Raw genomic sequence first — 13812 nt, 5'->3', positions numbered from 1 at the left:
CTTACTCAAAGACACTTAAGTCGGGAAGCGCGACGCATTAGGCAACGCCATCAGCAGGTGGCCGTGCCGCGCACGGCGGTCCGCACCATTTCAAGCCGGTTACCGCCCAGCGACTTCGCGCGGTATAACGCCTGGTCGGCGGCTGCCAGCAGGTCCGCGAGCGTGGGCGCTTCGCTTCCAGACTGCTGCGCGAGGCCGATGCTGACCGTGGCTCGTATGTCGACGTCGTTAATCCTGTGCAAGACGGTTCCCGCGAAACGTCGAACAATGGCATCGCCCACTTCTTCGGCACGCAGGCTGTCATGGCCAGGCAGCAAGGCAGCAAACTCTTCTCCGCCGATGCGGGCAAGCATCGCTTCGGGCCCCGTCACGCTGCGCGTAATTGCCGCGAACGACTTCAGAACCGCGTCACCCGTCTCGTGACCGTATCGATCATTGATCCGCTTGAAGTGATCGAGATCCAAGGCAAGCAGTGAAACGGGCCGCGATACGCCAACTTCGCGCATGACGCGCGCGCCCTCTTCGAAAAACCATCGGCGATTGCCAAGACCGGTCAGATAATCCGTTTGCGATTCCTGCAGCAGCCGGCCATGCGTTTCTTCGCGAATGAGCGTCAGCAAGGTCATCGGCAGAACGACCGAATACAGCACGCCCTCGTACATCGTGATTTTGCTGACGACGGACAGCAGATCTTGCCCATACGACGTCCCCAACCAGGGCAACACGAATGCTCTGGCGGCATAGAAGAGCCCATGCCCGCCCGACACCATCACGGCGATGTGCCGCGACTTCAGCGATTTCATCCCGTCGCTTCGCAGCAGTTCGCGCGAGGTCAGGCAGGAAGCCACCGCGATTGGAATCGCACTCACGTAGTTCCATAAGACGTCCTGCCAGCGCGCGCCCCATACGGCCCATGTCAGCGCGACCAGAAGGAGCATGGCAATCGAAGCCGCATCGTATTTCCGGCCATTCAGGGATGCAACGCCGCGCAGGATCAACAGATAGCCGCCGACAATCACGAAGTTGCTCAAGCCCGAGCCCATCGCGCCGGGCAGATCGCGACGAAACAAAGCGAAGGCACAGCCGATTGCGAGAGTGGCGTAGCCGGCTGCCAGTATCCTTAATTCCCTGCTTCGGCGGGGATGAGTTCGATGCTCCCAGAGGGTCATCGCGGAACTGGCGAGGAGCGTTCCGATGGCGAGGAAATAGAGGGTAAGGAGATCGACATGCATCGCTGACGGGAGAGCTTTACACCGGCATATCGCGGTGGCAGCGGCATTTTACGCTGAAAATTTCTACGGCATGATGATTGGCAGGGCTGAAGCTCGGCAACCGCCCTCTTCGGGCCCCGCTCGTCGCGCGGGCGAGGGAGCCCGTCGGCGAGCGGCTTGCCAATGCAGTAGAGAGAGGCGTCGCAACGCCCAGACCGGCTTAATGCGCCACAGGCATCGCGAATTCCGCGCCTTTGGCGATGCTGTCCGGCCAGCGCTGCATGACGCTCTTGTAGTGCGTATAAAAACGCACGGCTTCCTCGCCGTATGCGTGATGATCCCCGAACAGCGAGCGCTTCCAGCCGCCGAACGAATGCCACGCCGGCGGCACCGGACTCGGCACGTTGATGCCCACCATGCCGATCTGAATCTGCCGGGAGAATGCGCGCGCCGCGCCGCCGTCGGATGTAAAGAGCGATACGCAGTTCCCCAGTTCGTGCGCATTGACGAGTGCTATCGCGCTCGCGAGATCCGGCACGCGGACAACCGACAGGACCGGCCCGAAAATCTCTTCCCGATAGATGCTCATATCGGGTTTCACGTCGTCGAACAGCGAGCCGCCGAGAAAGAAGCCTTCTTCGTGGCCGGGCACGCTATGGCCGCGACCATCGACGACGAGTCTCGCGCCCGCCGCCACGCCCGCATCGATATAGCCCAACACCTTGGCGCGATGCGCGGCGCTGATGAGCGGCCCCATGTCCAGATCCGGCTCCATGCCGCCGCCGATCCTGAGCGAGCGCACGCGCGGCGCGAGTCGCTCGATCAGCTCGTCGCCAATACGCCCTACCGCCACCGCGACCGAGGTCGCCATGCAGCGCTCGCCCGCCGAGCCGTACGACGACGCGATCAGCGCATCGACCGCCTGATCGAGATCGGCATCTGGCATGACCACCAGATGGTTTTTCGCACTGCCCAACGCCTGCACCCGCTTGCCACGCTTTGCGCTTTCGCTGTAGATGTATTCCGCGACCGGCGTCGAGCCGACGACAGATATCGCGGCCACGTCGGGATGTTCGATCAGCGCATCGACGACGGCCTTGCCGCCATGCACGACATTGAAGACGCCTTTGGGAAAGCCCGCCTCGATGAACAGCTCGGCCAGCCGGATCGATGCCGACGGCGTGCGCTCCGAGGGCTTGAGCACGAACGTGTTGCCGCATGCCGCTGCCATCACGAACATCCAGCACGGCACCACCATCGGGAAATTGAAGGGCGTGACGCCGGCCGCCACGCCGAGCGGCTGACGTAGGTTCCAGTTGTCGATGCCGCCGCTGATCTGATCGGTGAAGTCGGTCTTGAGCAGGCTCGGAATGCCACACGCGAATTCGACGATTTCGATGCCGCGCACTACCTCGCCCTTCGCGTCCGAAAGCAGCTTGCCGTGATCGCGCGTAATGAGCTCGGCGAGTTCGTCCGAATGCGCTTCGAGCAGTTCCTTGAACTTGAACATCAAACGGGCGCGCTTGAGCGGCGCGGTTTCGCTCCAGGCCGGGAACGCGGCCTTCGCGGCGGCGACGGCCGCGTCGACTTCCGCTGAGCTTGCGACCGGCACGCGAGCCGCCACGCGGCCTTGCGCCGGATCGTATACGTCGCCGAACCGCCCGCTCGCGCCAGCGGCACGTCGGCCGTCGATGAAATGGCTCAACTCGCGCACAGCGCCTTGATTTCCTTCGCTCATGTCTGCTCCTATCGCGGGATACGGGCGCTGTTCGCGCCGCGCACCCTCATGTCTTCGAACGTGGGTTGTCCGGCTGCAATACCGATCGCGCCGACCGCTCCGATAGACGCCAATGTAGGCGCATTGATTAGGATTTCGAACACCCTCGTCCGACAAACAGTCTTGCGTAGCAGGAACAAATCGAGTTTCAGCTAACGCTTGACCTGCAGCCATGAACGCACGCGCCAGTCATACCGAGATTCAGGACACACTCGTCTCAGGGGTTTCTTTGGCAAAGAGGCGCTCATGAGCGCCGTCATGGAGCGACGCATACAGCGGTCGTGCACCATGCCGAAAGTCTTTCGAACGAAGCGTTCGCAGCGCTCGTCGACGAGGCCACGCGGCTCATCGTGCGGTATCTGCAATAGCTATCCGGGTGGAAGGTAGAGCGGCGAGCGCTCGCAAAGGGCTTCGCGTTATACCGGGCATCACGAAAATGGTTAACCATTTTTTGTTATTATGGTTGACCAAAACCGGGCCTCGCACGGTTTTTAACGCTGCCATCCCTCTCCACCAGGACCATTGTGAATTCGCCCTCCAGCGCCAACCCGACCCGCACTCCCGCTCGCCACGCCGCCACGGCGCTGAAGTGGCAGGACGTTGTCTGGCTGGCGGCGATCGTCGTGATCGGCATCAATCTGCGCCCGCTGCTCACATCGATCAGCCCTTTGATGACGACGATCCGCGCCGCAACCGGCCTCAGCTTCTACGGCGCGTCGTTGCTGACCAGCCTGCCGGTCGTCGCGATGGGCATCGGTGCATTCGGCGCGGGTGCGCTGACTCGCACGATCGGCGAAACACGCGGTGTCGCGCTCGGCTTGCTGGCCATCGCGCTGGCCTGCGCGGCGCGGTGGACGGCGTCGAGCGGCGCGGCGCTGCTCGCCACGGCGTTGCTCGCTGGCGTGGGCGTCGCGGCGATCCAGGCGCTGCTGCCCGTCGTGATGAAGCAGCGCTTTCATGCGCGCGTGCCGCTCGCCATGGGCGTGTTCTCCGCGTCCATGATGGGCGGCGGCGGCCTGGGCGCGAGTTTGAGTCCGTGGGTGAGTCGCGCGGCGCAGTCATGGCATGCGGGGCTCGCGGTGTGGGCGCTTCCGGCTTGCGTCGCGCTGCTCTGCTGGGGGGCGTTGAACCGGCAGTCCTCTTCGAACAGCGCCGCCGCTCACGCTGCTTCCACGAATGCCGCCACCCTTTCGCTGTGGCGCACGCGGCGTGCATGGACACTCGGCCTCTACTTCGGCATCGTCAACGGCGGCTATACGAGTCTCGTCGCGTGGCTGCCGGCGTTTTACCAGCAGCGCGGCGTGAGCGTCGCGGCAAGCGGTTCGCTGCTGGCAGGCATGACGGTGTTCCAGGCCGCCGCGGCCATGTTGCTGCCGCTCGCGGCGGCGTCGTTCCGCGATCGCCGGCCGTGGCTCACGCTCGGCCTCGCCGTGCAACTGGCCGGTCTGCTCGGCTTGATCGTCTGGCCCGACGCCGCGCCTTTGCTGTGGGTCGGCCTGGCTGGCGCGGGACTGGGCGGGACTTTCTCGTTGACGCTCGTGACCGCCATGGATCATTCGGCCGACCATCGTGTGGCCGGCAAGCTCGTCGCGTTCACCCAGGGCGTCGGCTTCATCGTGGCGGCTATCGCGCCGGTCGTGGCCGGCGTCGCGCGAGGTTGGAGCGGGAGCTTCAGCGTCGCGTGGATCATGCTGGCCGGCTGCGTCGTCGCGATGATCGCGGTCGGTTTTCTGTTCTCGCCCCGCAGTTACGGCGAGTGGCACTGATGAGGTGAGCCGCGCCGCCATGCGCCGCTTCGGTGCATCGGCCGGGCGTGCCCCGCGCAGGTGCAGCGGCGGCTGTCCGTGCAGCCGCTAAGTCTGTGATTGCTTTCGTTTCGCCGTCGCATGGGTCGCTTGGCATAACCGTTGCTTTATGGTTAGCTAGCCGTCGATAAAATCCCACTCCATGCTGCGCGTTCTCCTCGTAACCGACACCGATAAGCCCATCGGCGACCTCCGCGACGCCCTTGCCCGCCTCGGCTACGAGATGCTGGCGAGCACAGCCACGCCACAAGCGCTGCATCGGGTGGTGCAGAGCGAGCGGCCGGACGTCATCATCATCGATACGGAATCGCCGTCGCGCGACACGCTCGAACAGCTTGCCGTGATGAACGCCACCGCGCCGCGTCCGGTGCTGATGTTCAGCCACGACGCCAACCAGCAATTGATTCGCGACGCCGTCGGCGCGGGCGTCACGGCCTATCTCGTCGAAGGTCTCGCGACCGAGCGTCTCGCGCCGATCCTCGAAGTCGCGCTCGCGCGTTTTGCACAGGAATCGCAGTTGCGCGAACGTCTCGCGCAAGTCGAGAACGAACTCGCCGAGCGCAAGCTGATCGATCGGGCCAAACGCATCCTGATGGATCAGCAGAAAATCACCGAACACGCCGCCTACGCCAACCTGCGCAAACGCGCGATGAACCAGGGCGTCAAACTCGCCGAGGTCGCGCGCGCCATCGTCGCGGCGGCTGACTCGCTCAAATGAAGCGCCGTCCATGAACTCTCCTACTTCACTCGCCACCACGTCCGCATCGGGGCCACTCGAGAAGACTCATTTACGGCTCGGTTTCGTAGCGCTTTCGGACGCCGCGCCGCTCGTCGCCGCCAAGCTGCTCGAATTCGGTCATGCGCACGGCCTCACGCTGGAGTTGTCGCGTCAGCCGTCGTGGGCCGCCGTGCGGGACAAACTGCTGTCAGGCGATCTGGATGCGGCCCACGCGCTCTACGGACTCGTCTACGGCGTGCAACTCGGCCTTGGCGGACCGCAAACGGAGATGGCCGTGCTGATGGTGCTGAACCGCAACGGCCAGGCCATCACGCTGTCGAACCGTCTCGCCGATGCGCTCGCAGAACACGGCACGCTGCCCAAGGCGCTCGCGACGCTCGGCCGCAAACCGGTCTTCGCGCAAACCTTCCCGACCGGCACGCACGCGATGTGGCTGTACTACTGGCTCGCGTCACAAGGCGTGGATCCGTTGCGCGAGATCGAGAGCGTGGCGATTCCGCCGCCGCAAATGGTCGCGGCGCTCGCCGAAGACAGACTCGACGGCCTCTGTGTCGGCGATCCCTGGAACGCGCAGGCGGAAGCGTTAGGTGTCGGCAGAACGATCGCTTATACGAGCGAAGTGTGGCCGGATCATCCCGACAAAGTGCTGGCATGCCGGCGCGATTTTGTCAGCGCGAATCCGAATACCGCGCGCGCGCTCGTGCAGACCATGCTCGAAGCGTGCCGCTGGCTCGACGGCGCGGGGCATCGCGAGGAAATCGCGCGCTGGCTCGCGCGGCCCGAGTATGTCGGCATCGACGAAACGTTAATTGCGGCGCGTCTGGGCAAGCAGATTGCCGCTTCCGCGCCGGGTGGTCTACCCATGCGCTTCTTCGACAACGGCGCTGTCAACTACCCGCATAAGTTCGAAGGCGCGTGGTTTCTCACGCAGTTCGAACGCTGGGGCATGATCGACGCGCGCGCGGATTATGCGGACATTGCCGCGCGAATCAACCAGACGCAGTTGTATCGCGAGGCGGCCGTCGCTGTGAACGTGGCTGTGCCGGAACGAGGTGTTTCTCAGGTTTTGATTGACGGCGAAACGTGGGGCGACGGTACGTCACCGACTGCTTACGCACAGCGCTTTTCGATTCGCCGCTGAGTGGTTGGGTCGTTAAGTGGCTGAGTAACGCCGCATGGCGTTATCGATCAGATTGCCGCGCCGCCCCGTTCCGCTAGCAGCTAGCAGATTGATCTGGCTGCCACTTCCACACGCACGTCCTGCTCGAAAACGGGACCGATACCGAGCGAGCGTGCTAAGCGGCAATCAGTCGAGCGTCACGCTGCGCGTGACCATATGAAGCGGCACCGCCGCATGCCCGAGTGTATAGCCTCTGTCCGCATCGAGCCGCGACAGCAAGAGCAACCACCGCACGCTACGCCCCGCCTGCTGCAAAGCGCGATTCAGCCGCCTTGAATGCCCCCTCTCTCTGGCGATCGTTAGTCACCCTATCCATCGCGACATCGATATCGCCGTGGCTGCGACGTAGCAGCGCACGTGCGCGCGCACCCAGGTTCGTGAGCGAGAATGGCTTGGCGAAAACAGTCGTCGGTACCGGGATCGAGAGCGCGCACGCGCTCTCCCACCGAGCCGTGCGCGTTGAGTATCAGCACGTCGCACTGCATTGCGACGTGAATGAAAACGGCGCAGCACTTCCAGTTCCGTCAAGCCTCGACAAGCCGATGTCGAGAATCACCAGCGCATAGTCCTGAGTGCGCAACCCGTGGCCGGCGGATTCGCGTTCGTGCATGCAGTCGACGGCGAGTGTCTCGCTGGTCAGCGCGCTGGTGAGCAAGCGGGACGTGATCGGACTGTCTTCATTCACCTACACAAAACCAACACCAAATTATCTGGAGGACGACGTGCAAACCATCTTCAAGGCCCTAACCGTCGCTGTCGCATTCGCAGCAAATTCAGCGTGGGCGGCCCTTCCATCCGGTTACCCCAACGATTACCAGGCCACGATCGACGGCGCGAAAAAGGAAGGCAAGCTGATCGTCTACTCGGTCACCGACACCGCGCTGGTGCGTTCACTCATCAAGGATTTTGAAAGCCTCTACGGCGTCAAAGTCGAATACAACGACATGAACAGCACCGAGCTGTACAACCGCTATATCAGCGAAAACGCGGCCAGCAGCACTAGCGCCGACGTGCTGTGGAGCTCGGCCATGGACCTGCAGATCAAGCTCGTCAACGACGGCCTGATGACCACTTACGAATCGCCCGAAGCAAAGCAGTTGCCGCAGTGGGCGCAGTATCAGAAGCAGGCGTACGGCACCACGTACGAGCCGCTCGCGATCGTCTACAACAAACGCCTCGTGCCGGCCGGCGACGTGCCGCAAACGCGCGCCGATCTGATCAAACTGCTGCAAGCCAAACCCGACAAGTTCAAAGGCCGCGTCACAACTTACGACATCGAAAAGTCCGGCGTCGGCTTCAACTATCTGACCCAGGACGCACGCGTCAACCCGCGGGTTACGTGGGATCTGGTCAAGGCCATCGGTGCCACCGGTCCGAAGCTGCAATCGAGCACGGGCGCGATGATGGAGCGCATCTCCTCGGGCGAGAACCTGATCGGCTACAACATTCTCGGCTCGTATGCGCTGACCAAGGCGAAGAAAGATCCGTCGATCGGTTATGTCTACCCGAAGGACTACACGCTGGTGGCGAGCCGGCTCGTGACGATTTCGAAGAAAGCGCAAAGCCCGAACGCCGCGAAGCTGTGGGTCGACTACCTGCTCTCGCAACGCGGCCAGACGTTGCTGGCGAAACAGGCGAACCTGTTCTCGATTCGCGCCGACATGGAAGGCGAAACGTCGATGGCGGGCCTCACGAAGCAACTCGGCAATTCGCTCAAACCAGTCCCGATCGGCGCGGACCTGCTGGTCTATCTCGATCAGTCGAAGCGGCTCGAATTCCTCAAGCAGTGGCAACAGTCGATCAAGCGCTAGCCATTTGCGTTTGACACGCACGCGGCCGCACTGACGCGCGGCGGCCCTTCTTTCCATACCTGTCGATATGCGGCCAGCGTGCCGCAGGGGGACCCTCATGCCTTCCACTAGCGCAACCGGACACCGCGCCGCGCAATCACACGCGGCAAACGGCCGCTCCAACGAAGCGATACCGCGCGGCGCACTTGAGCCGTTCATGGGGCTGCTGCGCTGGCTCGTCATCGCGGTGCTGACCGTGGCGGTGGCGCTGCCGCTCGGCTTCATCCTGTTGCAGAGCGTGCTGAACGCGCCGTTCTTCGACGCGAAGCGCAGCTTCGGCCTCGCCGGTTTCGGATTCATTTTCAGCGACCCGGACTTCTGGTCCGCACTGAAAAACTCGTTTGTCATTGCAGCCGGAATGCTCTTCATCTCGATTCCCCTCGGCGGCATTCTCGCGTTCCTGATGGTGCGCACCGACCTGCCCGGCCGTCGCTGGCTCGAACCGCTGCTGCTCACACCCGTGTTCGTCTCGCCGATGGTGCTCGCCTTCGGCTACGTCGTCGCGGCCGGCCCGGTCGGCTTCTATTCGGTCTGGTGGATGGAGCTGTTCGGCACCGCCGAAGCGCCGTGGACCGTCTACTCGGTGTTCGCCATCACGGTGATCGTCGGCCTCACGCATGTGCCGCATGTGTATCTGTATTCATCGGCGGCGCTGCGCAATCTCGGCTCGGACGTCGAGGAAGCGGCGCGTGTCGCCGACGCGCGGCCGTTTCGCGTCGCGCTCGACGTCAGTCTGCCGATGACGCTGCCCGCGCTGCTATTCGCCGGCGTGCTGGTGTTTTTCCTGGGCTTCGAAGTGTTCGGCCTGCCGCTCGTGCTCGGCGATCCCGAAGGACACCTCGTGCTGGCCACGTATCTCTACAAGCTCACCAACAAGCTCGGCGTGCCTTCCTATCACCTGATGGCCGCGGTCGCGATGTGCATCGTCGCGATCACATTCCCGCTCGTGCTGCTGCAACGGCGGCTCCTGAAGAGCGCGAACCGCTTCGTCACGGTCAAGGGCAAGGCGGGACGCCAGACCGTGCTGCCGCTCGGCGCGTGGCGCTGGGTCGCGCTCGCTATCGTGGCGCTATGGCTGCTGCTGACGGTCTTCGTGCCGATCTCCGGCATCACGTTGCGCGCGTTCGTCACCAACTGGGGGCAAGGCGTGCATCTCGCCGAAGTGCTCACGCTCGCCAACTTCATCGAACTGTTCGAGCAGGACAACCTGGTGCGCGCGATTCTGAACACGCTCGGCATCGGCGTGATCGGCGGGGCGCTGGCGGTGGGCTTCTATTCGCTGGTGGCATTTGCTGGCCATCGCCGCAACGACTGGGCCACGCGTCTGCTCGATTACCTCGTGCTGTTGCCGCGCGCGGTACCGGGGTTGCTCGCCGGTCTCGCGTTCCTGTGGATCTTTCTCTTCGTGCCGGGACTGAAGGAACTGAAGAACTCCATGTGGAGCATCTGGATCGCGTACACGGTCGTGTGGCTCGCGTACGGCATGCGTCTGATTCAGAGCGCGCTGCTGCAGGTCGGCCCCGAACTCGAAGAAGCGGGACGCAGCGTCGGCGGCACACGTGCACGCGTGAGTCTCGATGTGACGCTGCCGCTCGTGCGCTTCGGTTTGCTCGCGGCATGGCTGCTGATTTTCATGATCTTCGAGCGCGAGTACTCGACCGCCGTCTATCTGCTCTCGCCCGGCACCGAAGTGATCGGCGCGCTGCTGGTGTCGCTGTGGGCGACCGGCGCGGTCGATCAGGTCGCGGCGCTTTCTGTCATCAACATCGCGATGGTCGGCGCCGGGCTCGGCGTCGCGCTGCGCTTCGGAGTGAAATTGCATGGATAAGCTCTCGGTCGACAATCTCTTTCTAAGCTACGGCGACAACCCGATTCTCAAGGGCGTGTCTTTCGAGCTGAACCCCGGTGAAGTGGTCTGCCTGCTGGGCGCGTCGGGCAGCGGCAAGACCACGCTGCTGCGCGCGGTGGCCGGTCTCGAACAACCGTCGGCGGGACGCATCGAACTGGACGGCAAGGCGTTTTTCGACGCCGCCACGCGTGTCGATCTGCCGGTCGAGCAGCGCTCGCTCGGGCTCGTGTTCCAGTCGTATGCACTGTGGCCGCATCGCACGGTGGCCGAGAACGTCGGCTATGGATTGAAGCTGCGGCGCGTCACCGCCGCTGAACAGAAGAAGCGCGTCCAGGCCGCGCTCGACCAGCTCGGTCTTGGCCATCTTGCCGCGCGCTATCCGTACCAGCTCTCCGGCGGCCAGCAACAGCGTGTCGCGATTGCGCGGGCGCTCGTCTACAACCCGCCGGTGATTCTGCTCGACGAGCCGCTCTCCAATCTCGACGCCAAGCTGCGCGAAGAAGCGCGCGCGTGGTTGCGCGAGCTGATCGTGTCACTGGGGCTTTCGGCGTTGTGCGTGACGCACGACCAGACCGAAGCGATGGCGATGTCCGACCGCATCCTGTTGCTGCGCAACGGCCGCATCGAACAGGAAGGCACGCCAGCCGAACTGTACGGCGCGCCCCGCTCGCTCTACACCGCCGAATTCATGGGCAGCAACAACCGCATCGAGGCACGCGTGGCGGCCGTCGACGGCGAGCGCGTGACGCTTGCCGGCGACGGCTGGCAACTGCAGGCGCAAGCGCGCGAAGCGCTGACTGCCGGACAGCACGCGCATGCCGTGATTCGCCTCGAACGCGTGCAGGTCGCCGACGGTCCAGGCGCGAACCGGCTCGAAGCCGAACTCGTCACGTCGATGTATCTCGGCGACCGCTGGGAATACCTGTTCCATTGCGGCGAGTTGCGTCTGCGCGCCTTCGGCCATGTGCCGCGCGCGGCCGGCCGGCACTGGATCGAGTTCCCCGCCAACGACTGCTGGGCGTTCGCACAGGCGAGTTGAGCGCGCGCCGCAACCGGACCGAAGCAAAAAGAACTAACCGCAGGAGACGGGTGATGAACATAAGCATGAAGAAAGCGACTTTCGGCGTGACCTGCGCTGGATTCGCCGGCATTGCCGCCGGCGGCGCACAGGCGCAGTCGAGCGTGACCATTTACGGCATCGTCGACACGGGCATCGAATATGTGAACCATGCCATCCCCGGCAGCGACGCCGTGCGTTTCGTGTCGGGCGGCCGGAACAACTCGCGCTGGGGTTTGCGCGGCGTCGAGGATCTCGGTGGTGGACTCAAGGCGTTGTTTCAACTGGAGAGCGGCATCAACGCCGCGAACGGTCAGTTCGACGATGGCCCTGGCGCGATCTTCGCCCGCCGCGCGCTCATCGGTCTGAAAAACCGCTTCGGGCAAGTCACGCTCGGCCGCAATTTCACCACCACGTTCGACTACGTGTTGCCGTTCGACCCGATGGGTTACGGGCCAAACTACTCGTGGGTCATTTCATCGACGGCAACGGGCGGCCGGCGAGACCTCATATTCGTGCGCTCGACCAACGCGGTGCGTTACGACGGCACGTTCTCCGGCTTCAAGTTCGGTGCGATGTACGGGTTCGGCAATGTGCCCGGCAGCATGAAGACGAGTGCCAAATATGATTTCGGTCTCGGCTACGAAAACGGGCCGTTCGCTGCGGTCGCCACTTTCGACCGGCAGAACGGCGCGAACAACAGCGTCACGCCGGCGGACACCACTGACTACATTCAGGGCATGCATGCGGGTCTGAGCTATGACTTCGGCCAGGTCAAGGCGATGGCCGGCTATCGAAACTACCGGCGTGCGTTCCGTACCGCCACGCCGGCGCTACGTAGCGAGATGTACTGGATCGGCGGGCAATACGAAATAACGCCGGCGCTCACGCTGAGCGCCGCGATCTATCACCAGGACATCAAGGACGCGAGCGATGCCGATCCGACGCTGTTCTCGCTGCGCGCACAGTACGCACTGTCGAAACGCACGTCGCTGTACCTGGCGGGTGGCTATGCGATGGCGAAGCATGGCAACGCAGTGAGTGTGTCGCGCGATTTGACCGGCGCGGCGGATACGCAGGCGGGGGTTACGGTGGGGATACAGCAGCGCTTCTGAAGTTTTTCGCTCGCCAGGTCGGGTGGAGGCGAAGCGGGCGCGTGATGAATTCCCCTACCTGCAAAGCAGGGTTTTCTCGAATCAAGACACGCTGAAAAAAACGCGAGGCGCATGGACGGTTGCATCGCCCACGCGCCTCGCGTTTCCTGCTTTGCCAGACCGCTCAGAAATTAAAGTTATCGATATTGCTCGAATCGAACGTGGTCGGCGGTCCGAGAATGATTTCGCCTTGCGGCCCAATGGTGCGTTTACCGAGCTTGCCGGCGTCGAACGACTCGCCTTCCTTGCCGCTGATCGTGCCCGACGACAGCGCTGCCGCTGCATACGCAGCCAGGTAACCGAGTTGGCCCGGATCCCACAACTGGAATGCCTTCACCGTGCCATTTTTCACGAACGCGCGCATCTGGTTCGGCGTGCCGAGACCGGTCACCGCCACCTTGCCTTTGCTCGACGAAGTCGAGATATAACGCGCGGCAGCCGCAATACCCACCGTGGTCGGCGCGACGATCGCCTTCAGATTCGGATACGCCTGCAACAGGCCCTGAGTTTCGGTGAACGACTTCTGATCGTCGTCGTTACCGTAAGCGATCTTCACGAGTTTGATCTTCGAATACTCGGGCTTTTTCAGCTCCTCCTGCATCCACTTGATCCAGGTGTTCTGATTCGTCGCGTTGGGCGTGGCTGACAGCACCGCGAATTCGCCCTCGCCGCCCATCAGCTTCGCGACCAGTTGAACCTGCCCCCGGCCGATGCCTTCCGCGTTCGCCTGGTTGACGAACAGTTGACGGCCCTCGGGCGCCGTGTCCGAATCGAAGGTCACGACCTTGATGCCTTGCGACATCGCTTTCTTCAGATACGGCACGACCGCGTTGGCGTCGTTGGCGGCGATCACGATCGCGTCCTGCCGCTGCGTGATCAGCGTGTTGATGTATTGAACCTGCGACGAAGCACCCGCGTCCGACGGCCCCACCGCTTTGCCCACGCCCTTGAACTCCTTGATTGCGGCCATGCCGCCCTCGTCGGCGATCACTTCGTAGGGGTTGTTGATCTGCTTCGGCACGAATGCGATTTTCAGCCCGCTTTTCAGGTCCGCGGCGGACGCGGCGCAACTGATCGCGAGCAACGCGACGCACAGCGCCGCGGTGCCGGTGTGACGTAGAGGTTTGAACATAGAGTGTCTCCTGCCTTGTTGTTGGACGTGGTGTTGTCCGGGTTATCGGTTGTTGGAC

General features: G+C 63.3%; 10 protein-coding genes and 1 pseudogene. 7 read left to right on the top strand and 4 right to left on the bottom strand.

All coding sequences use genetic code 11. The features are described from left to right. Nucleotides 1–50: 50 nt before the first annotated feature. Nucleotides 51–1232 carry a GGDEF domain-containing protein gene (locus PQR54_RS06605; RefSeq protein WP_408244599.1) on the bottom strand — a complete coding sequence of 394 codons (1182 nt, stop codon included), beginning with the start codon at nucleotides 1230–1232 and terminating at the stop codon, nucleotides 51–53. Nucleotides 1233–1431: 199 nt separating this feature from the next. Then, on the bottom strand, nucleotides 1432–2949 hold the full coding sequence (locus tag PQR54_RS06600; RefSeq protein WP_408244598.1) for a CoA-acylating methylmalonate-semialdehyde dehydrogenase: 1518 nt from the start codon (nucleotides 2947–2949) through the stop codon (nucleotides 1432–1434). Between the two features lie 563 nt (nucleotides 2950–3512). Between PQR54_RS06600 and PQR54_RS06595 the strand changes: the two genes are divergently transcribed. From PQR54_RS06595 to PQR54_RS06585, 3 genes are all read left to right on the top strand, one after another. Next, nucleotides 3513–4754, top strand: coding sequence for a cyanate transporter (locus PQR54_RS06595; protein WP_408244597.1), 1242 nt, complete (start codon nucleotides 3513–3515; stop codon nucleotides 4752–4754). 181 nt (nucleotides 4755–4935) lie between these two features. Continuing rightward, a complete protein-coding gene (locus PQR54_RS06590) occupies nucleotides 4936–5511 on the top strand; it encodes an ANTAR domain-containing response regulator (protein WP_012427528.1) in 576 nt (191 codons plus the stop codon). 10 nt (nucleotides 5512–5521) lie between these two features. Next, the gene (locus PQR54_RS06585; RefSeq protein ID WP_408244596.1) at nucleotides 5522–6673 is read left to right on the top strand and encodes a CmpA/NrtA family ABC transporter substrate-binding protein; all 1152 of its coding nucleotides are present in this window, start codon (nucleotides 5522–5524) and stop codon (nucleotides 6671–6673) included. A 370-nt stretch (nucleotides 6674–7043) separates the two neighbouring features. Here the strand turns inward: PQR54_RS06585 and PQR54_RS06580 are convergent. Beyond that, nucleotides 7044–7397, bottom strand: a pseudogene (locus tag PQR54_RS06580) (response regulator); the annotation flags it as partial. Between the two features lie 37 nt (nucleotides 7398–7434). On the opposite strand from PQR54_RS06580, the gene PQR54_RS06575 reads away from it, so the two are divergent. From PQR54_RS06575 to PQR54_RS06560, 4 genes are all read left to right on the top strand, one after another. Next, entirely contained in the window at nucleotides 7435–8523 is a 1089-nt protein-coding gene (locus tag PQR54_RS06575) for an ABC transporter substrate-binding protein (RefSeq protein ID WP_408244595.1), read from the top strand. A 97-nt stretch (nucleotides 8524–8620) separates the two neighbouring features. Further along, a complete protein-coding gene (locus tag PQR54_RS06570) occupies nucleotides 8621–10390 on the top strand; it encodes an ABC transporter permease (protein ID WP_408244594.1) in 1770 nt (589 codons plus the stop codon). Then, nucleotides 10383–11450, top strand: coding sequence for an ABC transporter ATP-binding protein (locus tag PQR54_RS06565; protein ID WP_408244593.1), 1068 nt, complete (start codon nucleotides 10383–10385; stop codon nucleotides 11448–11450). The genes PQR54_RS06570 and PQR54_RS06565 overlap by 8 nt, the downstream gene beginning before the upstream one ends. 53 nt (nucleotides 11451–11503) lie before the next feature. Then, nucleotides 11504–12583 carry a porin gene (locus tag PQR54_RS06560; RefSeq protein WP_408244592.1) on the top strand — a complete coding sequence of 360 codons (1080 nt, stop codon included), beginning with the start codon at nucleotides 11504–11506 and terminating at the stop codon, nucleotides 12581–12583. Between the two features lie 163 nt (nucleotides 12584–12746). Here the strand turns inward: PQR54_RS06560 and rhaS are convergent, their stop codons facing one another. Next, entirely contained in the window at nucleotides 12747–13754 is a 1008-nt protein-coding gene (gene rhaS, locus PQR54_RS06555; protein ID WP_408244591.1) for a rhamnose ABC transporter substrate-binding protein, read from the bottom strand. Between the last annotated feature and the right edge of the window lie 58 nt (nucleotides 13755–13812).

It is taken from the genome of Paraburkholderia phytofirmans, assembly GCF_046028095.1.
Classification (GTDB): Bacteria; Pseudomonadota; Gammaproteobacteria; order Burkholderiales; family Burkholderiaceae; genus Paraburkholderia; species Paraburkholderia phytofirmans_A.
This window is presented reverse-complemented; position numbering and strand designations above follow the sequence as displayed.

Bases quoted from the DNA above. Each gene is read 5' to 3' on its own strand.
- rhaS (WP_408244591.1), bottom strand. From the start codon at position 13,754: ATGTTCAAACCTCTACGTCACACCGGCACCGCGGCGCTGTGCGTCGCG.
- PQR54_RS06600 (WP_408244598.1), bottom strand. From the start codon at position 2,949: ATGAGCGAAGGAAATCAAGGCGCTGTGCGCGAGTTGAGCCATTTCATC.
- PQR54_RS06605 (WP_408244599.1), bottom strand. From the start codon at position 1,232: ATGCATGTCGATCTCCTTACCCTCTATTTCCTCGCCATCGGAACGCTC.
- PQR54_RS06570 (WP_408244594.1), top strand. From the start codon at position 8,621: ATGCCTTCCACTAGCGCAACCGGACACCGCGCCGCGCAATCACACGCG.
- PQR54_RS06565 (WP_408244593.1), top strand. From the start codon at position 10,383: ATGGATAAGCTCTCGGTCGACAATCTCTTTCTAAGCTACGGCGACAAC.
- PQR54_RS06590 (WP_012427528.1), top strand. From the start codon at position 4,936: ATGCTGCGCGTTCTCCTCGTAACCGACACCGATAAGCCCATCGGCGAC.
- PQR54_RS06560 (WP_408244592.1), top strand. From the start codon at position 11,504: ATGAACATAAGCATGAAGAAAGCGACTTTCGGCGTGACCTGCGCTGGA.
- PQR54_RS06585 (WP_408244596.1), top strand. From the start codon at position 5,522: ATGAACTCTCCTACTTCACTCGCCACCACGTCCGCATCGGGGCCACTC.